This is a genomic window from Labrenzia sp. THAF82, assembly GCF_009363435.1.
In the GTDB taxonomy this organism is placed as follows: domain Bacteria; phylum Pseudomonadota; class Alphaproteobacteria; order Rhizobiales; family Stappiaceae; genus Roseibium; species Roseibium porphyridii.
Genome location: NZ_CP045354.1, coordinates 409,546 through 433,364, shown reverse-complemented (window position 1 = coordinate 433,364; position 23,819 = coordinate 409,546). Strand labels below are relative to the sequence as shown.

General features: G+C 55.1%; 30 protein-coding genes. 11 read left to right on the top strand and 19 right to left on the bottom strand.

Going from position 1 to position 23,819, the window contains the following annotated elements; all coding sequences use genetic code 11:
* Positions 1 to 31 precede the first annotated feature (31 nt).
* Both FIV00_RS02085 and argH read right to left on the bottom strand, forming a co-directional pair.
* Positions 32 to 241 (bottom strand): lipoprotein, encoded by a 210-nt coding sequence (locus tag FIV00_RS02085; protein ID WP_152499265.1) that lies wholly within the window; start codon positions 239 to 241, stop codon positions 32 to 34.
* 116 nt (positions 242 to 357) lie between these two features.
* Complete coding sequence (gene argH / locus FIV00_RS02080; RefSeq protein ID WP_152499264.1) at positions 358 to 1,743, bottom strand: argininosuccinate lyase; 1,386 nt, start codon at positions 1,741 to 1,743, stop codon at positions 358 to 360.
* Between the two features lie 41 nt (positions 1,744 to 1,784).
* Here argH and FIV00_RS02075 point away from each other — a divergent pair, with 41 nt between their 5' ends.
* Positions 1,785 to 2,447: a TlpA disulfide reductase family protein gene (locus FIV00_RS02075; RefSeq protein ID WP_152499263.1), complete on the top strand. Its 663-nt coding sequence runs from the start codon at positions 1,785 to 1,787 to the stop codon at positions 2,445 to 2,447.
* Positions 2,448 to 2,472: 25 nt separating this feature from the next.
* Here the strand turns inward: FIV00_RS02075 and FIV00_RS02070 are convergent, their stop codons facing one another.
* From FIV00_RS02070 to FIV00_RS02030, 9 genes are all read right to left on the bottom strand, one after another.
* Positions 2,473 to 2,679 carry a hypothetical protein gene (locus tag FIV00_RS02070; protein ID WP_152499262.1) on the bottom strand — a complete coding sequence of 69 codons (207 nt, stop codon included), beginning with the start codon at positions 2,677 to 2,679 and terminating at the stop codon, positions 2,473 to 2,475.
* A gap of 30 nt (positions 2,680 to 2,709) precedes the next feature.
* A complete protein-coding gene (locus tag FIV00_RS02065) occupies positions 2,710 to 2,970 on the bottom strand; it encodes a hypothetical protein (RefSeq protein WP_152499261.1) in 261 nt (86 codons plus the stop codon).
* Positions 2,971 to 3,277: 307 nt separating this feature from the next.
* Positions 3,278 to 3,484, bottom strand: coding sequence for a putative motility protein (locus tag FIV00_RS02060; RefSeq protein ID WP_152499260.1), 207 nt, complete (start codon positions 3,482 to 3,484; stop codon positions 3,278 to 3,280).
* Between the two features lie 79 nt (positions 3,485 to 3,563).
* Positions 3,564 to 5,066 (bottom strand): acyl-CoA synthetase, encoded by a 1,503-nt coding sequence (locus FIV00_RS02055; protein WP_152499259.1) that lies wholly within the window; start codon positions 5,064 to 5,066, stop codon positions 3,564 to 3,566.
* Positions 5,067 to 5,075: 9 nt separating this feature from the next.
* On the bottom strand, positions 5,076 to 5,957 hold the full coding sequence (locus tag FIV00_RS02050) for a 3-hydroxybutyryl-CoA dehydrogenase (protein WP_152499258.1): 882 nt from the start codon (positions 5,955 to 5,957) through the stop codon (positions 5,076 to 5,078).
* A 139-nt stretch (positions 5,958 to 6,096) separates the two neighbouring features.
* Positions 6,097 to 7,029 (bottom strand): electron transfer flavoprotein subunit alpha/FixB family protein, encoded by a 933-nt coding sequence (locus FIV00_RS02045; protein ID WP_152499257.1) that lies wholly within the window; start codon positions 7,027 to 7,029, stop codon positions 6,097 to 6,099.
* Between the two features lie 24 nt (positions 7,030 to 7,053).
* Positions 7,054 to 7,803 (bottom strand): electron transfer flavoprotein subunit beta/FixA family protein, encoded by a 750-nt coding sequence (locus FIV00_RS02040; RefSeq protein WP_152499256.1) that lies wholly within the window; start codon positions 7,801 to 7,803, stop codon positions 7,054 to 7,056.
* 339 nt (positions 7,804 to 8,142) lie between these two features.
* Positions 8,143 to 8,841: a hypothetical protein gene (locus tag FIV00_RS02035; RefSeq protein ID WP_152499255.1), complete on the bottom strand. Its 699-nt coding sequence runs from the start codon at positions 8,839 to 8,841 to the stop codon at positions 8,143 to 8,145.
* Positions 8,838 to 9,353, bottom strand: coding sequence for an RNA polymerase sigma factor (locus FIV00_RS02030; protein WP_152499254.1), 516 nt, complete (start codon positions 9,351 to 9,353; stop codon positions 8,838 to 8,840). Before FIV00_RS02030 ends, FIV00_RS02035 begins: the two co-directional genes overlap by 4 nt.
* Positions 9,354 to 9,555: 202 nt before the next feature.
* Between FIV00_RS02030 and FIV00_RS02025 the strand changes: the two genes are divergently transcribed.
* Both FIV00_RS02025 and FIV00_RS02020 read left to right on the top strand, forming a co-directional pair.
* Complete coding sequence (locus FIV00_RS02025) at positions 9,556 to 10,014, top strand: SelK/SelG family selenoprotein (protein ID WP_152499253.1); 459 nt, start codon at positions 9,556 to 9,558, stop codon at positions 10,012 to 10,014.
* A gap of 126 nt (positions 10,015 to 10,140) precedes the next feature.
* Positions 10,141 to 10,419, top strand: coding sequence for an RT0821/Lpp0805 family surface protein (locus FIV00_RS02020; protein WP_209006780.1), 279 nt, complete (start codon positions 10,141 to 10,143; stop codon positions 10,417 to 10,419).
* A 10-nt stretch (positions 10,420 to 10,429) separates the two neighbouring features.
* Here the strand turns inward: FIV00_RS02020 and FIV00_RS02015 are convergent, their stop codons facing one another.
* The 5 genes from FIV00_RS02015 to FIV00_RS01995 are packed head-to-tail and all read right to left on the bottom strand — an operon-like array spanning position 10,430 to position 14,183.
* Positions 10,430 to 11,122 (bottom strand): rhomboid family intramembrane serine protease, encoded by a 693-nt coding sequence (locus FIV00_RS02015; protein WP_152499251.1) that lies wholly within the window; start codon positions 11,120 to 11,122, stop codon positions 10,430 to 10,432.
* A 35-nt stretch (positions 11,123 to 11,157) separates the two neighbouring features.
* Positions 11,158 to 11,733: a cob(I)yrinic acid a,c-diamide adenosyltransferase gene (locus tag FIV00_RS02010; protein WP_152499250.1), complete on the bottom strand. Its 576-nt coding sequence runs from the start codon at positions 11,731 to 11,733 to the stop codon at positions 11,158 to 11,160.
* Between the two features lie 37 nt (positions 11,734 to 11,770).
* Positions 11,771 to 11,968, bottom strand: coding sequence for a twin transmembrane helix small protein (locus FIV00_RS02005; RefSeq protein ID WP_152499249.1), 198 nt, complete (start codon positions 11,966 to 11,968; stop codon positions 11,771 to 11,773).
* A 56-nt stretch (positions 11,969 to 12,024) separates the two neighbouring features.
* Positions 12,025 to 12,897, bottom strand: coding sequence for an SDR family oxidoreductase (locus FIV00_RS02000; protein ID WP_152499248.1), 873 nt, complete (start codon positions 12,895 to 12,897; stop codon positions 12,025 to 12,027).
* Between the two features lie 47 nt (positions 12,898 to 12,944).
* A complete protein-coding gene (locus FIV00_RS01995; protein WP_152499247.1) occupies positions 12,945 to 14,183 on the bottom strand; it encodes a ubiquinone biosynthesis hydroxylase in 1,239 nt (412 codons plus the stop codon).
* 138 nt (positions 14,184 to 14,321) lie between these two features.
* Between FIV00_RS01995 and tesB the strand changes: the two genes are divergently transcribed.
* Positions 14,322 to 15,188, top strand: coding sequence for an acyl-CoA thioesterase II (tesB, locus tag FIV00_RS01990; protein WP_152499246.1), 867 nt, complete (start codon positions 14,322 to 14,324; stop codon positions 15,186 to 15,188).
* A 51-nt stretch (positions 15,189 to 15,239) separates the two neighbouring features.
* Here tesB and FIV00_RS01985 read toward each other — a convergent pair whose 3' ends face one another.
* The 3 genes from FIV00_RS01985 to FIV00_RS01975 form a co-directional block, all read right to left on the bottom strand.
* Complete coding sequence (locus FIV00_RS01985) at positions 15,240 to 16,484, bottom strand: GTP-binding protein (protein WP_152499245.1); 1,245 nt, start codon at positions 16,482 to 16,484, stop codon at positions 15,240 to 15,242.
* Positions 16,485 to 16,603: 119 nt separating this feature from the next.
* The gene (locus FIV00_RS01980; protein WP_152499244.1) at positions 16,604 to 16,903 is read right to left on the bottom strand and encodes a hypothetical protein; all 300 of its coding nucleotides are present in this window, start codon (positions 16,901 to 16,903) and stop codon (positions 16,604 to 16,606) included.
* Between the two features lie 191 nt (positions 16,904 to 17,094).
* Positions 17,095 to 18,495 (bottom strand): D-alanyl-D-alanine carboxypeptidase family protein, encoded by a 1,401-nt coding sequence (locus FIV00_RS01975; RefSeq protein WP_209006779.1) that lies wholly within the window; start codon positions 18,493 to 18,495, stop codon positions 17,095 to 17,097.
* 374 nt (positions 18,496 to 18,869) lie between these two features.
* Between FIV00_RS01975 and FIV00_RS01970 the strand changes: the two genes are divergently transcribed.
* From FIV00_RS01970 to FIV00_RS30165, 7 genes are read left to right on the top strand one after another with little or no spacing between them, the layout of a single operon-like run.
* Entirely contained in the window at positions 18,870 to 19,724 is an 855-nt protein-coding gene (locus tag FIV00_RS01970; protein ID WP_152499243.1) for an urease accessory protein UreD, read from the top strand.
* Positions 19,725 to 19,742: 18 nt separating this feature from the next.
* A complete protein-coding gene (locus tag FIV00_RS01965; protein WP_152499242.1) occupies positions 19,743 to 20,045 on the top strand; it encodes an urease subunit gamma in 303 nt (100 codons plus the stop codon).
* A 20-nt stretch (positions 20,046 to 20,065) separates the two neighbouring features.
* Entirely contained in the window at positions 20,066 to 20,371 is a 306-nt protein-coding gene (locus FIV00_RS01960) for an urease subunit beta (protein WP_152499241.1), read from the top strand.
* 15 nt (positions 20,372 to 20,386) lie between these two features.
* Complete coding sequence (locus FIV00_RS01955) at positions 20,387 to 20,794, top strand: lysozyme inhibitor LprI family protein (protein ID WP_152499240.1); 408 nt, start codon at positions 20,387 to 20,389, stop codon at positions 20,792 to 20,794.
* Entirely contained in the window at positions 20,791 to 21,219 is a 429-nt protein-coding gene (locus FIV00_RS01950; protein WP_209006778.1) for a lysozyme inhibitor LprI family protein, read from the top strand. Before FIV00_RS01955 ends, FIV00_RS01950 begins: the two co-directional genes overlap by 4 nt.
* 34 nt (positions 21,220 to 21,253) lie before the next feature.
* Positions 21,254 to 22,966: an urease subunit alpha gene (gene ureC, locus FIV00_RS01945; RefSeq protein ID WP_152499239.1), complete on the top strand. Its 1,713-nt coding sequence runs from the start codon at positions 21,254 to 21,256 to the stop codon at positions 22,964 to 22,966.
* Positions 22,967 to 22,985: 19 nt separating this feature from the next.
* The gene (locus FIV00_RS30165; protein ID WP_247649324.1) at positions 22,986 to 23,756 is read left to right on the top strand and encodes a hypothetical protein; all 771 of its coding nucleotides are present in this window, start codon (positions 22,986 to 22,988) and stop codon (positions 23,754 to 23,756) included.
* The last annotated feature ends 63 nt before the right edge of the window (positions 23,757 to 23,819 follow it).

Genomic DNA, 23,819 nt, shown 5'->3' with positions numbered 1-23,819 from the left:
CGGACTGGCCGTTGTTCCTGTTCGGCAAATCCTACCGAATGAGGAAATCCAAGGGAAAGGTCTTGTCGCTTGCTGGGGGCTCGGTCGGTGGCGGCGCCGGCGCATCAGCTGGATCAACACCGGCATACGTTTGCTGTGTGGCAGCCCCTGGTTCATCAAGTGAGCCCTTTCGGCCGCACCCGGCCAGGGTCAAGCTCAGGCAAAGGCCAATCAGCGCCAGAGTTCCAAACCGGGTTGTCATCACAAAATTGCCCTTTCCGGAATTCGCATTCGGTCCTTCTCCTCGCATGACAGACAGAATTCGGCAAGGCCGCACTGAACCGTCATGCGAAGATATCGGCCAATTGGTGCGAGAAGTCAGCTCTTGGCGAGGTCCTTGAGCCACCGCCGAGCCTGTTTGCGCACATTTACCGGTGACGTTCCGCCATAGCTGGTGCGACTGCGCACCGACTTGTCGACCGAAAGCACAGAAAAGATTTCATCGGTGATCTTCGGCTCGACAGTTTGCATCTCTTCGAGCGAGACTTTGTGCAGTTCGACGTTCTTTTCAACCGCCATGGCAACGATCCGCCCGGTCACATGATGAGCATCACGGAACGGCAATCCGAGCACCCTCACAAGCCAGTCGGCGAGATCTGTTGCGGTTGAGTATCCCGATCCGGCGGCCTTTTTCATGACTTTGGTCACCGGCTCCAAATCCCGAACCATGCCGGTCATCGCCGCCAAGGCCAGCGATACACTGGCAAGGCCGTCGAATGCCTGCTCTTTATCTTCCTGCATGTCCTTGGAATAGGTGAGCGGCAAACCCTTCATCATCACCAGGAGAGACTGAAGGGCACCATAGATCCGTCCGGTCTTTGCGCGCACGAGTTCGGCGGCATCCGGGTTTTTCTTCTGTGGCATGATCGACGAGCCGGTCGAGAACTTGTCCGAAAGCTTGACGAAACCGAATTGCGCGGAGCACCAGATAACAATCTCTTCAGCGAGACGCGAAAGATGCATCGCGGTCAAAGACGCTGCAGCGAGAGCTTCGATCACGAAATCACGGTCTGAAACGGCATCCAGCGAATTGGCTGCAGGCCGGTCAAAGCCAAGTACATCTGCCGTCATCTTGCGATCGATCGGGAAGGACGTGCCCGCGAGCGCGGCAGCACCCAGCGGGCTTTCGTTCATGCGTTTTCGGGCATCGCGCACGCGGCCCCGATCTCTGGCGAACATCTCCACATAGGCAAGCATATGGTGACCGAAAGTAACAGGTTGTGCCGATTGGAGATGCGTAAAGCCCGGCATGACGTCAGCAGCGTGAACTTCCGCCTTTTGCGAAAGAACCTGCATCAATTCGCTCAGCTGCGCGTCAAGTGTGTCGAGCGTGTCCCGAACCCAGAGGCGAAAATCCGTCGCGACCTGATCATTTCTGGAGCGTGCCGTATGCAAGCGTCCAGCTGCTGGACCGATCAGTTCGGCAAGGCGGGCTTCGATATTCATATGAATGTCTTCAAGCGCCCTGGAAAACTTGAATTTGCCACTTTCGATTTCTGACAGGATTGTGTCTAGACCTTGAACGATCTTGTCGGCATCGTCCTGCGTCACGATCTCTTTATCTGCGAGCATGCGCACATGGGCTTTCGAGCCGTCGATGTCTTGCTTATATAGCTTCCGGTCGTAGTCGATGGAGGCGTTAATCTCCTCCATGATGGCGTCCGGTCCTTCAGCGAACCGGCCTCCCCACATGCGATTGCTCATGTCCTGTCCTTTAAGAGGCGCCCCTTGCGAGGTGTGAACGAATGTCGAAGCCAACCGAACCTGCAAAAAACTCACGGCGAGGTCTCGTCCTAGCCGGGCTTGCTGGTGCTGTGGCCGCTGTAGCGGCTCTATACGTGATCGCCGGACCGAATGGCAATATCGCGAGTGCTCAAAGCTGTTCGGTTGCTCTAGAAGCAGCCAAGGCCGCCAAGCCCCACGCCAAGGGAGAAGTTGCCGCTTTCATTCCTGCCAGCCAGCCCCTGGAGTTGAAACAGCTCACCTTCATGGGGCCGGACAACCAGCCTGTCAGCCTCGCCGATTTCAAAGACAGAACAGTGCTTCTTAATCTTTGGGCGACCTGGTGCGCGCCGTGCAGAAAGGAAATGCCGGCACTGGACGAACTTCAGGCAGACCTTGGCAGCGATAACTTTGAAGTCGTGGCGGTGAGTCTGGATCGCGGAGGCCCCGACAAACCAAAAGCGTTTCTGGAAGAGATCGGCGTTGGCCATCTTGGGTTTTATCAGGACAGTTCAAACGCCCTGCTGCAGGATCTTCGCAAAGTGGCCCGCGCCACCGGATTACCAACGACAATTCTTGTCGGGCCTGAAGGTTGTGAAATCGGAACAATGTATGGCCCCGCCGAATGGGCATCCGGCGAGGCCAAGTCACTTATCGAGAGTACGATGGTGCGGCAAGGCACCTGAGACGGTGCTTGCCGGTCAGGTCTGATTAAACTGAAATGTCGACAGCGTTGCCGAGGCCTGGAATCTTCCGGGCCTCACGGCGCTCTGCTTCATTTGTGACCTGCGCTTCTTCAAGCCGTGCGGCCACCTGCCGTTCCTGATCATTTTGATCCCGGATCGCATTTGTGGCCAGCTCTGCTCTCACGGAGGCTGCATTGACCGCAGCTGAAGAACTGTCTGTTACACTCGCCATAATATTTGCTCCTCTGGCGTGGTGTCGGCATTAGACGAAAATGTCGACCCGGTTGCCGAGACCATCTTCCGGCTTGCGTGTTTCCGCACGCTTTTCCAACTGTTCGGCCTGTCGGCTCAGATTCTCTGTCCGATTTGAACTGAACTTGGCCTGTCTTTGAACCGTTTCGGCAACGGCTTCCGATTGGCGCGCGTTCATAGCTTTAACCTGCTCAGCGACCTTGTCGGCGCGCGGAGTGGCCAGAGAAGGCTGGAAGGCCTGGTTTTGTCCATATCCTACTGCTTCAGGCATCGTTTTCCCAACTTCTGGATACGATTTCACCAGTAAAGTATTACAGGAGGACATGAATTCGAGTGTAAACAGAGAGATTAATCTACATTACTGCTTATTTTATTACTCAAGGTAAGCATAAATATTACATAAAATTGTAGCTATGTTCGTGCAAGCAAATGAATCAATGAATGTTTTAAGATGCAGTATCTGGCGAGAGCACCCAGATCTGCCCGACAGATCAGAGCACGCGAGCCTGTTTCACCCGGTCGACAGGATGGCTGTATACAGTAACTTTAGGGAATTGCCCGAACAGTACGGGTATCGATCAGACCGTGACGTCGACCTGGCTTCCAAGTCCAGGTGCGGGTGCCGCCTGAGCTGATTGCAGATTCTCGGCACCTTCTTGCAGCAAGGCAACCAGATTGGCATCCTGCTGCACCGACATTTTCAGCATCTCCGACTGTAGCGCCTGAGATGTCTGTGCCTGACTTTGAGCAACAAATGTGCTGGCGATACCAACGCTGTCCATCATTCACTCCTAGATCGACGAGCACACTAGCAAACCGCCCTTAAACAAGCGTTAACAAAGCCTTACTTAAAACACTCAAGATTTAGGAACTGGACGGTTTCATGCTGATCAGGGCTTGCCGGCGTATCTTCCCGGACGCCGTACGCGGCAGTTGTTCAACGAGCCGATAAGACTTGGGCTGCTTGTAGTCTGCAAGATCCTTGGTTGCACGCGAAGCAAGGCGCTCCAAATCAAAAGTGTCAGCATCACGCGGCACAACAAAGGCCGTGATCAAGCTGACGCCATCCCGGACAGACACAGCCGTTACAGCGACTTCCGAGACCTGAGGGTCAGTTGCCAGGACCCGCTCGACTTCCTCCGGCGCGACTCTGTAGCCGAACGCATTCATCAAGTCGTCTGCTCGGCCCTCGTACCAGAAATAACCGTCTTCGTCCCTGCGAGCCCTATCACCTGTCAGGAACCATTCGCCGCGGAATGCAGCTTCGGTTTCTTCGGACGCTTTCCAGTAACCAAGCATCAAACCTGGTTCTGAAGAATGAATTGCGAGCAAGCCCGGTTCATTCGTTTCGGCAAAGAGCGACGCGTTCGATGCCTCGCTCAGGATCGACACTTTGCGCCCTTCTTGAGGCTTACCCGGCGAGCCGGGTCTAACCGGCACCGTCGGTCCGTTTGAGAGATAGGTCGAAATCTCGCTCATCCCGAGAGCTTCATAAAGCTCGCGTCCAGTGCTGACTTTCCAGTCCTTATAGAGACTTGGTGGCAGTGCCTCTCCGGCCGTTAGCCCATGCCGCAGACTGGGAAACGAGTCACTTGTGATTTTGCCGTATTTCAGTATGCGCCGATAAAGACTTGGCACCGCAGCAAACAATGATGCGTCGCTGCCTTCGATAACGCCGGGCCAAATATCCGGATCACGTGGGCCATCGTAAACAATACTGGTCGCCCCGTTTGCCCAAGGATCCATCAATCCTGCGCCCAGCGTATAGGTCCAATTGAAGGCACCGGCATGCAAAAGCCTGTCCGAAGACGATATTCCGTACCAACCCTGATACATTGGCCGCCGAGCAAAAGCGGCTCTTTGAGCATGCAGCACGCCTTTCGGCATCCCACTCGTTCCTGATGTGTAGATCAGAAATGCCGGATCGTCGGCAGCCGTTTCCGCAAATGTTCCCGGCGCATATTGTTTCAGAAAGTCAATTCCTTGAGGCCCAAGCGAAAGAACCGCGACATTGTCCGGGATTTCAGTCTTGCCGTCGTGCACCAAAAGGCGCGCACCGCTATCGGACAAAATGGAAGACGTTTCACGGGCCGTGAGCTGTGCCGAGGTTGGAACCGGAACAAAACCGCCTGCGATTGCTCCGAAGAAAACCAACGGAAAATCGACCGAGTGCCCAATTCGAAGCAGGACCCGGTCTCCAGCTTTCAAACCGGTGTTTTTCAACCCGGCAGCCACGGAAAGCACACTTGAAGTGAGCTTTCCATATGTCCACGCCTCCTCGAGGCCGCCGCCGGCACCCACAATTTCCAGCGCCGTCTTGTCCGGCGCCGGCTCTGCATTGGTCAGGCAATAACGGGCAAGGTTCATCTGAGCCGCTTAGCGGGTCGGTACAGGTATCTCGCCGCGGTAGTCATAAAAACCGCGCTGGGTCTTACGGCCCAGCCAACCCGCCTCGACATATTTCACCAAGAGCGGACAAGGCCGGTATTTGGTGTCGGCGAGGCCTTCATAAAGCACCTGCATAATGGAGAGACAGGTGTCGAGGCCAATGAAATCCGCCAACTGCAACGGTCCCATCGGGTGATTGGCGCCCAGGCGCATGGCCTTGTCGATCGATTCGACCGATCCGACACCTTCATAGAGTGTGTAGATCGCTTCGTTGATCATCGGCAGCAAAATGCGGTTGACCATGAAGGCAGGAAAATCCTCGGCGACCGCAATCTGTTTGCCCAGTCGAACACAAAAGGCTTTTGACGCTTCAAAGGTCTCGTCTTCGGTAGCGATACCGCGAACCAGCTCCACCAACTCCATCAGTGGAACCGGATTCATGAAATGAATCCCGATAAAGCGCTCCGGGCGATCTGTCGTTGCCGCAAGACGGGTAATGGAAATAGACGATGTATTGGTTGCCAGAATGGCTTCTGGTTTCAGGATCGGGCAGAGCTGGGAAAAGATTTTCCGTTTGATCTGCTCGTTTTCAACCGCAGATTCGATCACCAAATCCGCATCAGCAAGAAGATCGAGGTCTTCTACCGCCTTGATCCGGTTGAGTGCGGCGTTGCGCTCTTCTTCGGTAATCAGGGACTTGGAAACCTGACGCGCCAGATTGCCGTTGATCGACGCCAGTCCGGACTCGATCCGCTCCATGGAAATGTCGCTCAAACCGACGTCAAAGCCTGCAAGTGAGCAGACATGCGCTATGCCGCTGCCCATCTGACCTGAGCCGATCACGCCGACTTTCTTAATCTCGACTACCATCCTGAAAATCCGATCGTTAAGTACATGCCTTCAAAGGCCGGGTTGCGGCTATTTTTGGCAAGTCTTGCGCCGAACAGCAAGAACCCCGGAGCGAAAACCTTCATTCGCCCCGGGGTCCGTGTTCAATTTGCCGCAGGTCTTACTTAACGGCAGCCTCAAGTTCAGGCAGCACATCGAACAGATCGGCAACCAGGCCATAGTCGGCAACCTGGAATATCGGAGCCTCTTCATCCTTGTTGATTGCTACGATCACCTTGGAGTCCTTCATGCCTGCAAGGTGCTGGATGGCACCGGAAATTCCGCAGGCAATATAGAGGTCCGGAGCGACGACCTTACCGGTCTGGCCAACCTGCCAGTCGTTCGGGGCATAACCCGCATCGACTGCGGCGCGCGACGCTCCAACCGCTGCACCAAGCGCATCGGCAACCGGCATGATGACTTCCTGGAATTTTTCCTCAGATCCGAGGGCACGGCCGCCGGAAATGATGATTTTGGCAGAAGTCAGTTCTGGACGATCGGATTTGGAAAGCTCTTCCCCGATAAATTCCGAAAGTCCCGAACCGTCAGCACCGGCGACGGTTTCAATCGCTGCCGAACCACCCGATTCAGCCGCGGCAAAAGTCGATGTTCTGACGGTGATTACCTTTTTGGGGTCACCTGACTTGACCGTCTGAATGGCATTGCCTGCATAGATCGGACGCTCGAACGTCTCCGCATCGACAACCGCGGTGATATCTGAAATCTGCATCACGTCCAGAAGGGCGGCGACACGCGGCAATGTGTTTTTTCCGTTGGCAGTCGCAGGTGCAACGATGGCATCATAATCACCCGCAAGACCAACGATCAGGTCCGCGGTCGGTTCAGCCAGCTGGTGCTCGAGCGCATCACTCTCTGCAACCAGTACCTTTGCAGCGCCGGTCAGTTTGGCCGCTTCCTCTGCCACGGACTGGACGCCTTTGCCGGCAACCAGAATGTGTACATCTGCACCAAGGGCAACGGCGGCTGTAAGGGCCTTTGCGGTTGCATCATTCAAGGCACCACCGGCATGTTCTGCCACAAGAAGTGTTGTCATTGTTCTTTCCTCCTGTGACGGGCCTTAAAGGACACCAGCTTCATTCTTGAGTTTTTCGACGAGCTCGCCAATGGAACCGACCTTGATGCCAGCTTCACGGGCGTCGGGTTCCGCAGTCGAAACCACGCTCAGGCGCGGCGTTACGTCAACGCCGTAGTCATCGGGTGACTTTTCATCGATCGGCTTTTTCTTTGCCTTCATGATGTTCGGCAGCGACGCATAGCGTGGCTCGTTCAAACGCAGATCGGTTGTCACGATAGCCGGCAACTTCAACTTGACGGTCTGCAGACCCCCGTCGACTTCACGGGTTACATCAACCGTGCCATCGCCGAGATCAAGCTCGGAGGCAAAAGTGCCCTGGCTCCAGCCCAGAAGTGCTGCGAGCATCTGGCCGGTCTGATTGCAATCGTCGTCAATGGCCTGTTTGCCGAGGATCACAAGCCCGGGATCTTCGGCTTCAACAATACCCTTGAGAATTTTGGCAACTGCCAGCGGCTCGGTCGTCTCGTCGGTCTTGACCAGAATTCCCCGGTCTGCACCCATCGCCAGGCCGGTACGCAAGGTTTCGGTTGCTTGCTGTGGCCCGACTGAAACGACAACAACTTCGCTGGCCTTTCCGGCTTCCTTCAGACGAAGAGCCTCTTCGACAGATATTTCGTCAAACGGGTTCATGGACATCTTGACGTTTGCAAGATCGACGCCCGAACCATCCGGCTTGACGCGGACTTTAACGTTGTAGTCGATGACCCGCTTAACGGGTACGAGGATTTTCATTTGGTCTCAACCTCTTGCTGGGCCGGCTTTCACCGCACCGCATTTTGCAGGCTCGTCCACTCCGGTGACGCAAGGTCACAAACGGCGGAAACAAGCCAATCGTGGCGCATGGCGGGGGACGGTACTGACCAGCGAGGCAGCTGTCAATTGCGCTATTTGGTCTAAAAGGGGAAATTGCCGGGCATAGAAAAACACGCGTCGCAAAGATGATAGTTCGGCGGTGCGAAACGGTAGGGAAACCCTACCATAAACACCAAATATCACCTGGCGAACACGTTGTTGGTGATGATTGAAACACGGTTGCCGCTCGTCGACAGTTTTGGATTTTCGTCCAGAAAATCAGATCCCTGAAGAACTCGGTGAAAAATTATCTGAAATCGGTTCGGCAAAAACCGTTGTCCAGGTTCCATTTACATCCCGGCACGCGGTTCCACGGATGGATAGGTCGAGACCACCAAAGGTTGTTTCTCGAATATACTGCCGGCACCAATGTCCACTTTTGCTTCGATATGTCTTGATCGGTGTCAGAACCTCACTCCAATTGCCTTCCTGTCCGACAAAGACCGGTTCACCGCTGACCTTGGTTTCCAGGGCCTCCTGAACGGATTGTGCAAGCAACATCCGTTCGGTTTCCATATGCGCAGCGAGAGACGAAACGGCATCATCCATGCGGGACTGCATCCAGAAAGTCGTGAAGGCAAAAGTCCCGGCAACGAGTATCAGCGCCGCAGCAACCTGGACAAGCGACCCCGTCCAGGCAGGGAACCTGCGCGGAGTGGAGCCAACACCTCGCTTTTCAAACTCCCGGTCAATCAGGCCCTGAAAACGGTCCATGCTTTCATCCGGGATCGTCGCAGGCATTGCGCTTTGCAACACGAAATCGTCTTGAGACATCAGACGAAGCAGTTCGTTGCCCTTGGGCGACTGCCGAATATCGGAAAGCAATTCGGCTCGGTCTTGGTCGCCAATTTCCCGATCGAGGATCTTGCCAATTTTCTCAACGAGGGCGATCTGCTCGCGCTTTTCTTCAAGTGTCACAACACACCTCCTGGCATGCTTTGTATGGGAACTTCTGGAGCGGTATCGTCCGTTTCCAGCCATTCTCGCAATTTCAATCTCGCTCGCGCAAGCCGGCTGGTAACCGTCCCGATTGGAACACCAAGCTCTGCCGCAACGTCTTTGTAACTCTGGCCTTCAACAGCGATCTTCAAAAGCACTTCTCGATTGTCTTCATCCAATCTGCCGATAAAGTCCCTTACCTTCTGCAATTCAAGGCTACTGGCGGCCGCCTTCGCGCCGTCGTAGCTCTCTTCAAAGTCAAGCATCGCCAGATCGAATAACCTGGCCCGGTTCGCAGAATCCCTCACGGAGTTGAAATAGTGATTCTGCAGGATCCGGAACATCCAACTGTCCAGGCGGGTTGCAGGGTCAAACTGGTCCAGTGACCGTATTGCGCGCTCACACGTTGTCTGCACCAGATCGTCTGCCTGATCCGGGTTCCGGCACAGCCGCAATGCAAAACTCCTCAGCTTGGGGAGCAGACGGATCATCTCCGTCTTCATATTGTCTTCTGGCAAGAAGTTCTCCGCAAAACCGCTCTCGGGGGTACAACACGTGATGAAAACTTTCGATCCCGACTTTTTTTGGACATTCTTCGGGAAGAAAGAAGAGCACTCACGTGTTATAGATCAAAAGGCGCGGAATCGCTCTCAAAAATGTCCGTGCAAGAGAACCGCATAGAAACCTGATCTTATGAACCAGACCCGCCAGAAAACATTGACAGATCGCCTCTCTGCGATGTTCCGCATGCTTCCGGGCATCGTGGCCTCGGTACTGGTATTCTCTATCGCCTTTTTCAATCCTCTAATCGACGTCAAAGATACCGATTCTGCATTCGCTCAGTCACGCGATGATCGTGGTGGCAGGGGTGACCGTGGTAGCGATAGAGACGATAGGGGCAGCGGCGGCAATAGCGGCAGCAGTAAGAGCGGTGGCGGTGGCGGCGGAAGCGACCGCTCGAACGATAGGGGCGGAAACTCAGGCAATAGTGGGAATTCGGCTTCCCGAGACTCTGCCTCACAAAAGCCAGGATCTGGAGGTCTGCTTAATCGCGTGTTTCGTGATGAACGTTTCAATGGCAACAGCGAACAGTCCGGTGGGTCGCTGTCGGAGCGGGAAGAGCGCGAAGCGATACAAAACGGTTGGCAGTAGATCCAAGAGGCAGGATCGGCTTTGAAAATTTTGGATGCGGGGCTCCACACGAAGGGGCCTGTCTTTTTTTGCTTGTTACTTTCAGCGGCGGGCTGCAATTCTGGGTCCGTATCCAATACTCCTGACGTGACAACATCAGCTATCGGTCTGCAGTCGTCTGACCGATCCCTCGCTCAGCAGAACCTGCAAGTGGTTCTGGAAAGCTCTCTGTCCGGAAAATCACAGAGCTGGCAAAACCCGCAAAGCGGTGCGCGCGGGTCGGCAACTCCGTTGAAAACCTGGAAGACGACCGACGGAACCTATTGCCGCTCGTACAAGGAAAGTATCCGCCTGGCGTCGGGAGAATCCATCGATCGTGACGGCGTTGCCTGCCGTTCATCGGACGCTGTCTGGCAATCAACCTAAAGCGATCGCTTCACGACATGGCCTGGTCAAAAAGCTTGACCCCCTTGCGACGGAAAAACAGCACGAGGACGGCGCCGGCGATCAAGCCACCGACATGCGCAATCCAGGCAACCTCGCTCTCGGCCGCTGCGAACACATTGTAAAACTGATAAAGCACCCAGGCTCCGAGCAACCACATTGCAGACAGTCGCAAGGGGATGCGGCCGAGCACAAGCACCCACACCTTGACCCTTGGATGAAGCATCAGATAGGCAGCCACAACTCCTGACACCGCACCTGACGCCCCGATAAGTGGCACCTCGGAGTTAACGTCCAGCGCTGCATAGAGAAAACCCGAAAACGCTGCGCAGATCAGATAAAACAGCAAGTATCGAAAATGGCCCATGGCATCTTCGACATTGTCACCGAATACCCATAAAAACAGCATGTTTCCGATCAGGTGCACAAAGCCACCATGCAGGAAGGCGTATGTCACAATAGACATCCATTCCGGCAACAGCTGCAGCTGCGGCGCCAGTTCACGGATGTCGAAAAGCACCACCGGGATCAATCCGAGCGAATAAGACGCGGCTGCAACCGCTTCTTGAGCGCCGGCACCTTGAAAAAAGACAAAAATCAGAACGTTGAGAGCAATGAGCGTGAGATTGACGTAAGGGATTGGAACATGAACCCGCCGGTTGTGATCATAGACCGGAATGAACATGCCCCAATGCCTTTCGTTCTGTGCGTCTTGGTCGTTTAACGGTTTTGACCCGGAACCCAGAGAACATCCTGTTCTCCTTTGTCGTTCAGGTAACGCGACGCCACGAAAAAATAGTCAGACAGACGGTTCATGTATCTGACTGCCGCTGGGTTGATCTTCTCCACGCCTGAAAGTTCGACCATTAACCGTTCCGCGCGACGTGAAACCGTACGGGCAAGATGAAGATGCGCCGACGCCGAACTCCCGCCAGGGAGCACGAAAGAGCGGAGCGGAGACAGGTCTTTGTTTAGCCCATCAATCGCGTCTTCGAGGGCCTTCACTTGCGCGTCGCTGATCCGCAAAGGCTCATATCCAAGATCCTGATCGGTTTCGGGAGTAGCCAAATCCGCACCCAAATCAAACAGGTCGTTCTGGATACGACCAAGAACGATATCGACCTCTGAAGCACCATCGCCGGTATGCAGCCGGATCAGGCCAACGACAGCATTGGTTTCATCTACCGTTCCGTATGACTCGATCCGCAGATCGTTTTTCGGCCGGCGCTCGCCAGACCCAAGAGCCGTCGTACCGTCGTCACCTGTTTTTGTATAGATCTTGTTCAAAACAACCATTTTTGAATGCCCTTGGATGTTGCTCCTGCAGTCGTTTCTAGCGACCGGACCCGAAGAAATAGAGCCCACCCATCACCAGGACAATCACCAGAAACTGCAAACCGACACGCCAGCGCATCAGCATCTGCGAACGGTTACCAGGACCGTTTCGAAACATGTTCCAAAGACCGGCAAACAGAACCAGGGCTACGGCCGCCATGCCAACGGGAATGAGTGCATTAATGACACCAGCCATCTTGTTAGTCCTCTTTCAGAGCGATGACCCGGCAACTCCGGATCCCATGTCGCGCACTATTCTTCACTATCAGCAGCCCGAATGCAGAACCGGTCCAGCAGACTTGTGGGCAAAACACGTTTTGCAGCTGCCATAACTTTTGTCGGTATCGTGACATGATACCGCGCTTTGGGCCGGTTGGCCTCTACCGCATGAATAAGTTTCTTCACCACCGCCTCAGGCGGCAGTTTGAAGGGTCCCGGCTCACCTGCTTCCATACGTACCCGGCGTTTCTCGTAGGTCTTACGATGTACGGAGGCCTTGAGACCAGTTTCTCCGATCCAACGATCGAAATTTTCAAGGGCATTTTCCGTAAATCTAGTGCCGATTGGGCCCGGCTCTATCAGGCTCACATGAATACCCGTTCCCTTTAGTTCCTGCCGCAACGTGTCTGTATAGGCTTCCAAAGCAAATTTGCTGGCCGTATAAGCGCCGCGATACTTCAAGGCAACGAAACCAAGCACCGAAGAACACTGCACGATACGCCCGCCACTATTTGCGCGCATCGCAGGAATCAAACGCCGTGTCAGATCGTGCCAACCTATGAAATTGGCCTCGAACAGCGCTCTCATCGCCTCCGTCGGGATATCCTCAAGTGCACCGGGCACAGCGTAGGCACCGTTGTTGAATACGGCATCCAGTTTATGGTCAGTCAGTTGAAGAACGCTGTTGGCTGCCGTCTCGATGCTGTTGGGGTCTTCGTAGTCTAGCCGCAGGGCTTCAAACCCTTCTTCGGCCAACCGGTCGACATCCTCCTGGCGCCGAGCTGTTGCAAAGACGCGCCAGTTCCGCCCACGCAGAATATGGGCCGACACAGCGCCGATACCGGAAGAGCATCCGGTTATTAGGATCGACCGATGCCTCGGGAAACTCTCTGGATAGTCAATCATTCAAATAAAAATCCGGCGCCCAGCAGACCTTACCTGGCAATGTCCTATCAGATTGGCTCCCCGGAAAGCAATTTGGGAACGGGTCCCGCAAACCCGGCAGCTTCCTTGATAAACTGTGTCTTGATGCCCGGCATGCGATCCACAAGGCCGAGACCAAAATCCCGGAACGCCCGCAGGACGTCATTATCGTTCGAAAACAGCCGATTGAGCACGTCGGTCACGACGCCCATCTGGAATGTGTCGAAACGGCGCCAACGCTGATACCGCTCAAGAATATCAAGCCCTCCGGGATCCTGCCCAAGACGGCGCGCATCGACAACCACTTCCGCGAGCGCGGCAACATCCTTGAACCCAAGGTTCAGACCTTGTCCCGCGATCGGGTGTATGCCATGTGCGGCGTCCCCAATCAGCGCAAATCGCGGATTGACGAAGTCGCGGGCCAGTTTCAGTCCAAGTGGATAGGCGCGCCGCGGGCCATCAACCTCGAGCGTGCCAAGGTGATGTCCGAAACGGCGCTCAAGTTCGAGTTCGAAGGTAAACTCATCGGATCGCACAAGTCTGTCGGCATCAGAGGTTTTTTCGGTCCAGACAAGCGATGATCTGTTCCCGGGAAGCGGAAGGATGGCGAAGGGGCCAGCGGGAAGAAAGTGTTCTTCAGCCCGGCCGTTGTGAGGTCGCTCATGCTTTACGGTCGTGACAATACCCGATTGCCCGTAATCCCAGTTGACCGTTCGGATACCTGCAAGGTCGCGAAGCTTGGAGCGAACGCCATCGGCGGCAACGAGAAGCCGGCTTTTCAAAATCGTGCCGTCCGCCAGCTCAAGTTCAACCTGATCCGGATGTGTCCGGAATGTATCTGCTGTTCCTGGCGCAAAGAATTTCACACCGAGTTTTTTAGCAGACTTGTAGAGCGCGGGCATCATCACGCCGTTGGGCATCATGTGAGCAAAGGGTTCGCCTTCTGTCGCTTCGCCGTCGAAGGTCAGAAAGACGGGTCGCACAGCATCGCGTAACTTGCTGTCTGTGACGATCATTTCGTTGATTGGTTGCGATTCGGCTTCGATTTTAGGCCAAACACCGAGCTGCGTCAGCATTCGGGACGCAGCAGCAGCTATTGCCGAGGCACGTGGGTCATTGTGCAGCTGATCCATGGGTTTGGGATCAACAATGGCGCAACTGATGCTTTCGTCGCCTTGCTTGAGCGCAACGGCCAGGGACAGGCCGACATACCCGCCGCCCGCAATAACAACATCGAACATATCGGCAGCGCTTTTACGTTTCGCCATTCAATTACTCCCCGCCCCGGTTTCCCTAAGGACATCTTGACTTTAACGTCAGGCCCCGTCCAAGACTGGACCCGAAAACTCGCCGAGGCCACTTTCAGGCCCACCTTTTCGGCACATTATGTAACAAGGATCGCGCCGATGAACACGGCCATTGACAACCTTTTGCAAATACTCGACCTAGAACCGCTCGAACGCAATCTGTTCCGTGGTCGCAGCCCCCAGGTTGGCTGGCAACGGGTTTTTGGCGGTCAGGTCATCGGCCAGGCCTTGGTCGCCGCGTCGAGAACTGTTGTTGAAGACCGGCATGTTCATTCCCTGCATGGATATTTTCTGCGTCCTGGTGACCCGGAAGTCCCCATAATTTACGAAGTCGACAGAATTCGAGACGGCGGCAGTTTCACCACACGGCGTGTGGTCGCCATTCAGCATGGCGAAGCGATCTTTTCAATGGCAGCTTCCTTTCAGGTGCGCGAGGAGGGATTGGATCACCAAAGCGACATGCCGGACGTGCCAACACCGGACGCCTTGCCGAGCGAGCAGGAACTTAAGGAAAAATTCCTGTCACTGGCGCCTGAAAACATCCGTCGGTATTGGGAACGGGAGCGACCGATCGAGATGCGCCCGGTCGACATGACCCACTATTTCAGCAAGAAGCCGCTGCCGCCCAAACAATATGTCTGGGTGCGGGCCACCGGACAGCTGCCGGATGACGAGCGCATTCATCAGTGCGTTCTTGCATACGCATCTGACATGACCCTGTTGGACACATCCCTCTTTCCACACGGTACGTCGGTCTTCAGCCCAAAGATTCAGGCGGCGAGCCTTGATCACGCCATGTGGTTCCATCGTCCATTCCGCGCGGATGACTGGCTGCTCTATGCCACCGACAGCACGTCTTCATCAGGCTCGCGTGGCATGAACCGCGGTTCGCTCTACACGAAAGAGGGGGTCTTGATCGCTTCAACGGCACAGGAAGGTCTGATCCGGCTCCGAAAGAAAGATTGATCGATTTCGGCAACAATTTGCGATGCGACGCAGACGCCTTCGCCGCACTAATCACCGGACAGGACTTGTGAAACCCGATACCGCAAGCGGGTTTTCGCTCAAAGCCTGGTGATCCGGGGTATCCGGAAGCAAAGCACCAGAAAACGCTTCAAACATCTTGCGTACGAAACCTTCAGGCAGATCCTTGGTGATAAAGACCATACGAGTTCTATGGTCTTCATCCGGCCAGGCCTCAAGCGTTGCGGGCGGGTGAAAGACATGCTGAACGCCATGGATGACAACCGGCCGCTCGGGATCTTCCGCCAGTTGCACAATGCCCTTAACCCGCAAGAGCTTCGGCCCATGTGCAGAGCGCAGCAAATCCAAGAACATTTCGAGAGCAGATGCTGGCACAGGCCTGTCGGTAGCCAAAGTAAATGCGCGGATGGATTCGCTGTGCCGATTTACGTCATGCGGATGGTCGTGGCCATGACCTTCACCATGAATATGACCGTGGTTGTGACTATGTCCATGGCTGTGGCCACGGTGATGCGCGTGATCGTGATGGTCGTGGTCATGCCCGGAGCCTTCATAAGCCTCCGCATTCAGCCAGGCCGCCACATCCGGTATCTTGCTGTCAGGATCGTAAAGGCCTGCATTGAACAAGGTGGTCGGCGTCGCCTCACCAGACTGCGCATCCAGTCGCCTTGCACCGGGGTTCAGCGTTTCGATTTTCCGCAAAAGCTGTCCGAATTCCGCTTGTTCCGCCTCCGATTCGATCAGATCTTTCTTCGTAAAGACCAGGCGGTCCGCAACCGCAGCCTGTTTGCGGGCTTCTTCGTGGTTTTCAAGGGTCGACAAGCCGTTCACAGCGTCGATGAGCGTGATAACACTGTCCAGCCGATAGCGCATGACCAGATAGGGATGCAGCATCACGGTGTGCAGGATCGGCGCTGGGTCGGCAAGACCAGTGGTCTCGATTACCACCCGCCTCAAGCGCTCCGTACGGCCATTGTCGAGATGGCGTAACAGGTTTTCCAGAGTTGAAACCAGATCGCCTCGGATCGTGCAGCAAAGGCAACCGGACGAAAGTTCGATAATTCCCTCTCCAGCCTGGTCAACAAACAGATGGTCAAGACCGATCTCGCCAAATTCATTGATGATAACCGCTGTGTCGGCCATGGCCGGGTCATTTAGAATCTGGTTCAGCAAAGTGGTCTTTCCCGAACCGAGGAAGCCGGTCAGGACGGAAAGCGGGATAGGGGGCTTGGGCCCCTTTTGCGCAGGCTGGTCCGTTGCTTCTTTGGCAGAAGTCATGAGGTCGAAGTCTCCTGATCGTAGAACTGCCGGGCAGGGTGCAATTCATGCGGCACCGCTAGCATTCTTTTCAGGAGTAGGTCAAAGGTGTTTGGATGTTTGCCGACACTCGGCGAGAGTTACCCGGCGTTCAGGACGGGCTCTTCGGCTTCAGCCGTTTCAGCTTCTTTGTCCGCGTCCACGCCATTCTCGCCGGCTGAAAGATCCATTGGAGTCAGATCCTGAGCGAGATCCTCATTGTCAAAGTCTGCCTGATCTTGCTCATCTGCATCGACAACAATACGCACCGCTTCCGCGGCCTTCCGCAATGTTGCGATGACTTCCTCAACCGAAACCCCTTCTTCCAACTGGTTGGCGGAAAGTTCAGCGAGGCTGGCGAGCGCCTTGATTGTGGCAGTGGATCTCGGTTCAATCATCATGCGATCACTCGCTTCTTTAGTTTCGGCATGTTCTATGCCCGGATGACCTGACGTGTCATTGCCTCACTCAGGCGGGCAAATGCCCACCCAAGAGAATGCTTACTACACTGTTAAGGAGTAGCGTAAATAAAGGGTTAACCGACTTTTCTGCGCATCCTTACAAAGGCTTAGCTCAGCTATCGACCGATCTGTTATTGTCTGCGAGGGCTGGGAGTCGGTACCGGAACGGAAAAATCGAGGCCTTTGCGGAAGATTGACCCGGGTGCGGCCGGAGAGGAATCTCCGCCAGCGACTTGCTCTGTTTGCGGAATTGCACCCACGGCACTTGCCTCGGCAGTCTGCTGAAGTTTGGCACGGATTTGCATCTCGGCACGGCGCATCGGATTGGCAACGGGCAGCGGAATGTTCTCAGCAGGCGCCAGGACCTCAAGCGCTGAAGTTGATGCGCCGGCTGCTGGCCGCCCACTCGGATTGCCAAGGCTTACCTGCAAGGGTTTGTAAGCAAGACGTCGTGGACCGAGCGTCCGGTCAAGTATCTTCGCCCAGTCAGGCTTGCCATTCGATTTGGTGTAGCCACTGGCATCGGCGTTCTTTTCTTTGGTCTTGTCGGCCTTGAAGAAAAGAAAACCACCCCGTTTCTCGTTCTGCATATCGAAACGGGCCATGTACCCGTTCGGTCCCGGGCTTTTGTTTCGCCGGCAGTACCCGTTTGCAGGTGGGTTTCCGGATGACCCCGTCAGGGTGCTGACATTCTGGCCACCGCGCTTGCGAAACCCATTGTCAAAAAGCTGCCGGGCGAATGCTGTTCGCTCAAGACCTGAACCAGCCCCAAGAATAATCGCAATCAATGTCCGGCCCTTGCGGGAGACGCTTGCTGCAACATTGTAACCCGAATTGCAGATGTATCCCGTCTTCATGCCGTTTGCTCCGGGAACACGCAGCAGGAACTCCCGATTTGCCGAGCGAAGCGTCTTTTTGCCAAAACGAATTCCGGGATATTTGTAGAAATCCCGTGATTCCGGGAAGTCCCTTCGAAGCGCCATTGCCAGGATCGCCATGTCTCGCGCAGTTGTCACCTGACCGTTATCCGGCAAACCGTGAGGATTGGTGAAACGGGTGTTCGTCATGCCCAAGCGCCTGGCTTCAGCATTCATGGCCGCAATGAAGGCTGCTTCGGAACCCGAGATTGCCTCGCCCAGCGCCACGGCAACATCGTTTGCCGACTTGATAAGAATGATCTTGAGCGCTGTATCGACTGTGAAACGCGTTCCGACCTTGAAACCCATCTTGCTGGGTGGCTCAGATATGGAATTTTTCGATTGAACCACGGCGGAGTTCAGGGTCGCACGGCCTTCACGGATCGCTTTGAAGGTGACATACGCCGTCATCATTTTCGTCAAGGAAGCAGGGTACCACTTGCGAGTTGCGTTTTTTTGGTCGATCACCGCACCCGATTTTGCGTCGACGAGAATGAACGCACCGATATCGGCCCTGGCCTCATCAGGAACCAGGCAAAAAAACAATACGGCAAACATTACAACCGCGGATGTCAGGCGGCCGGCCAGGCTTGCAATCACGGGGATCCCTCGCATGTCATCCTGTAAAACAGGGAAACGCACAAACTGCAATCTCAGTCTAAGGTGCATAGCCTAACGACTGTTGAACTCTAAAAAACCGGAACATGTCCCTAAGGGCAACCCCTTCCGTGCAACCGTCCCGCGCCAAAACTTTTATCAATTGCCGTTTTTTTAGGCATCTTAACTGGTAAAATCGCCCTAACCTTTGAAACGATTGGGCGATTGTCCCTTGCAGAACATCACGGCAAGAGCCCAACAACTTTGGCCCGGCTCTTGCTAAGATTACCAAGGGCATCTTGCCTATTGCATCCCGGAAGAAGCTGGGAACAAGGTGGCGATCAGACGTCAGACAATAAAAAAACCGGGAATCCGGGGAGGCACGCAACTTCATGTATGATGCTGGCGTAGCATCACAATCGACTGCGTCCGCGCGCGAATTGCAACGCGTGAATGGTCACGCACGCGCCGGTTTCCGCTTGTCTGAGGGCTCGACCCGTCTCGCCGACCTTTATCAAAGTGGCGCGGCGAAGATCCGATTGCCAAAGGTTTACGATGAACCGACAACAGCCGTCCTCATCAACACCGCCGGTGGTCTGACAGGAGGCGATCGGCTGTCTCTTGAATTCCATCTTGCAGTAGGTGCACACGCGATTGTGACCAGCCAGGCAGCCGAACGCGCCTACCGAAGCCAGACGGGTCCAGCAAAAGTGACCGCAAAGTTCCAAGTCGGCGCAGGTGCAAAACTCGAATGGCTGCCGCAGGAAACGATCCTCTTTGACGCGTCAAACCTTAGCCGCACGATCGAAGCTGATCTGGCGGAAGATGCCGGTTTGCTCATGTTGGAATCGGTCATACTCGGGCGCAAGGCAATGGGTGAGAAAGTCAGATCCGTGTTCTTCAGGGACAGCTGGCGTATTCGGCGGAGCGGCAAGCTGGTTTTCGCCGATGACGTGCGCCTGGAGGGAGACCCGGATGTATTCTTGGCCGGACCGGCAACAGCATCTGGAAATCTGTGCGTTGCAACTCTTTTGGACTGCTCACCACAGGCAGAAGATCATCTGAACCTTGCAAGGTCCTTGATTGGAGCTTTGCCTTCTGACCGTGTCCGGGCAGCAGCCAGCACTTGGAACGGCCAATTGGTCGCACGATTGACGGCGGTGAGCGGACAGGATCTACGCACCGCCTTAGTGAGTTTTTTAACCGGATACCGCTCGGCACCTTTGCCGCGGGTTTGGCATTGTTGACAATAAGGAGCCTTCTTCATGAACCTGACGCCCCGCGAAAAAGACAAGTTGCTGATCTCAATGGCAGCCATGGTCGCGCGCCGCCGTCTGGAGCGTGGCGTGAAGCTGAATCACCCGGAAGCGATTGCACTGATCACCGACTTCGTCGTTGAAGGCGCCCGAGATGGCCGCTCTGTGGCTGACCTGATGGCGGCGGGAGCCACGGTCGTAACGCGCGAGCAGGTCATGGAGGGCGTCGCCGAGATGATCCATGATGTGCAGGTTGAAGCCACATTTCCCGACGGTACGAAGCTTGTCACCGTTCACGAACCCATTCGCTGACCCGATTTGAGGACAAAGACATGATCCCCGGAGAACTGTTTCCCGCCGAAGGTGACATAGAACTCAATGCCGGTCTGGAGACGGCGACACTGGAAGTTTCCAATACCGGCGACCGGCCTGTTCAGGTTGGCAGCCACTATCATTTTTATGAAACAAATGAGGGCCTTTCATTCGACCGTGAAAAGGCGCGCGGCATGCGCCTTGATATTCCGGCCGGCACTGCTGTGCGCTTTGAGCCGGGCCAGACCAGAACGGTCACGCTGGTCGCTTACCGCGGCGCGAGAACCGTCTACGGCTTCAATCAGAAGGTCATGGGCGAGCTTTAACGCCGGGAGACATGCATGTTTGGGGTGTTATGGGGATTGATACTGGTGGCGGTGCTTGTCTCGCCAGCGCTGGCTGAAGAAAAGGTCGACTGCAACAATGCCATGACTCAACTGGAAATGACCACTTGCACCAATCTTGATTGGCAACAGGCAGATGAGGAACTGAACGCCGCCTATAAAGCAGCGATGGCGAAAATGCGCGAAACAGATGAGTTTCTGCCCGAAGATCAGCGGGGGGCGGCAGAAACCCTTCGCGAGGCCCAACGTGCCAGGATTCCATACCGAGACAAGGCGTGTGACGCCTATGGGTTTCAGGCAAGAGGCGGAACAATGGAGCCAATGCTGGTCTATGGCTGTCGCGCGCAGTTGACCGAGCAACGGACCAAGGAACTTGAGGAATTGACGGAAGGACTGGGAAATTGACCCGTGTTTCGTGCTTCTTGTTCCTGATGCTGGGCATCATCTGCTTGGCCTCAACCAATGCTCCTGCAGTGCTGGCGCAAGAGAACATCGATTGCGGATATCCATTGAACAACGACGAGCGAACCTATTGCGCAGAAAAGGCCTTGAAAGACGCAGAGGCAAAAATGGCGGCTGCATACGTCAAACTCCACGCAAAAGTGGTCGAAATGGATGACGCACTGCCCGAGCACCTGAAAGGCAGCCCCGCAGCACTGGAGGAAGCGCAGGCGGCATGGTCGGACTATGCCGACAAGGACTGCAAGGCTTACGCCTTTCCGTTTATGGGCGGGACGCGCGGGCAGGAACTTTACCGAAATTGCAAGATCGTTCTGACGATGACGCGAACGGAAGATCTGACTGCAACACTAGATGACTACGGCAATTAAACGACACGATTTCTGATCGCCGATTGGAGACACAATGGCTTACAAAATGCCCCGCGCCGCCTATGCGGACATGTTCGGACCAACCACCGGTGACAGGCTTCGCCTTGCCGATACGGATCTGGTAATCGAGGTTGAAAAAGACTTCACCACCTATGGTGAAGAGGTGAAATTCGGTGGTGGCAAAGTCATTCGCGATGGCATGGGACAATCGCAGGCGCCCCGCAGTGCCGGGGCCGTCGACACGGTAATCACAAACGCCCTGATTGTTGATCACTGGGGCATCGTGAAAGCAGATGTCGGCCTGAGAGACGGACGGATTGTCGGCATTGGCAAGGCAGGCAATCCGGATGTACAGCCTGATGTCGACATTGTCGTTGGTCCCGGTACGGAGGCCATTGCCGGTGAGGGCAAGATCCTGACAGCGGGTGCGCTCGACGTCCATATTCACTTCATTTGTCCGCAGCAGATTGACGAGGCGCTGATGTCCGGCGTCACAACCATGCTTGGTGGCGGAACCGGGCCGGCGACGGGAACCAATGCCACAACATGCACACCCGGCCCTTGGCACATCACCCGCATGCTGCAATCGGCAGACAGCTTTCCGATGAACCTGGCATTTGCAGGCAAAGGCAATGCCTCCTTGCCTGCAGCGCTGGAGGAACAGATCCTGGCAGGTGCTTCTGCGCTGAAATTACATGAGGATTGGGGAACAACTCCGGCGGCCATCGATACCTGTCTTTCGGTTGCTGACGAATACGATGTCCAGGTGATGATCCACACCGACACCTTGAACGAAAGCGGCTTTGTTGAAAACACAACCGCCGCCTTCAAGAACAGGACCATTCACGCTTTTCATACTGAAGGGGCCGGAGGCGGCCACGCGCCCGACATCATCAAAGTCTGCGGCGAAACAAATGTTCTGCCCTCGTCCACCAACCCCACGCGGCCTTACACGGTCAATACGCTGGAAGAGCATCTCGACATGCTGATGGTCTGTCACCATCTAGACAACTCCATTCCGGAAGACGTTGCCTTTGCAGAAAGCAGAATCCGCAAGGAAACGATCGCCGCGGAAGACATCCTTCACGACATGGGTGCGTTTTCGATCATCGCATCCGACAGCCAGGCCATGGGCCGGGTCGGCGAGGTGATTATCCGCACCCTGCAGACAGCTCACAAGATGAAGGTGCAACGCGGACGTCTTTCAAATGAGATCGGGGAAAACGACAACTTCCGCGTCAAGCGTTACATGGCCAAGATCACAATCAACCCGGCAGTTGCACACGGTCTTGACGAACATGTCGGCTCTGTCGAAGTCGGAAAACTCGCCGATCTCGTTCTGTGGGATCCGAAGTTCTTCGGGGTGAAGCCTGACATGGTATTGAAACTCGGCACCATCGCCGCAGCACCCATGGGTGATCCGAACGCATCGATTCCAACACCTCAACCGGTTCACTACAGACCGATGTTCGGCGCCTTTGGCAAAGCCATGACCGAAAGCCGGGTGACTTTCGTCTCTCAGGCGGCCTATGAAAACGGCGTCAAGGACAAGGCTGATCTCTCAAGCTTGGTCTTACCGGTAAAGAACACCAGAGGCGGCATTTCAAAGAAATCCATGGTGCTCAACGATGCAACGCCGGAAGTTGAAGTGCATCCGGAAACCTACGAGGTACGCGCAGACGGTGAGCTGCTCACCTGTGAGCCGGCGGAGGTCCTGCCGATGGCTCAGCGGTACTTCCTGTTCTAGTCTCAAATCGGCAAGCGTCATGAAACTCCTGCCAACTTCACGACCCCGGATTTTTGAAGACTATCCAACCCTTGCGATTGCTTTGAAGAACTGGCAGCACGAGACCTACCGCCTGGAAGATCTGACATTTGAGGCAGGTGAAGAAGTGTTTCTGGAGATTGATGATGAGGAGCCAACAGTGCTGAGCGAAAGTAAGGCACGCGAACTCAATCTCGAGGCCGAGGAGGAACTTGCCAATCTGAAGGACTCTTTCAGGGACGACATTCCCCTGTTGTCCCCGTTGACCACGTTGATTGTGGACAAAAGCGCAGCATCGTTTGAGGATTTCACAAAGCAGATTGGAAAGGCCTGCTCTTTGCTGGCGAGAGAGTTGGATTGGTCGGAATTTGCGATCATTTCCGATTGCCGGAGATCCATACTGTCTCAGGACAATGATCATCCGCCTGTTCGAGCTGCGCAAAAGAAGTTGGCCGAGTTCGGGCTCACAGCAACAGCACCGGATGGCCTGGTTGTCGACAGACAAGGACTTGAGGCAATCATTGGTGATCTCTTCTGGATTGCACGATGCAACGCGTCCGCACCCTATACCTTTGTTTCCGCCAAGGGGTCTTCAACTGTTGCAACGCTTTGCAAATACGGAAATTTCCACTTCGATTTCTATGCGGAAGACGCAGAAAGAGTGTTTGAAATGGCTGTCCCGCCCGCAGGCTTGTCAATTGTGCCCGATGGCATGTGCTATGAGCGTTTTACACATGATAGTTCAATATCAGGCAGAGCCCTGGACCTCTGAGCAGGCCAAATTGCCTTATCGGCAGCCCTCTCGAAGCGGATTGTCGAGCAGCACTGAACTCCG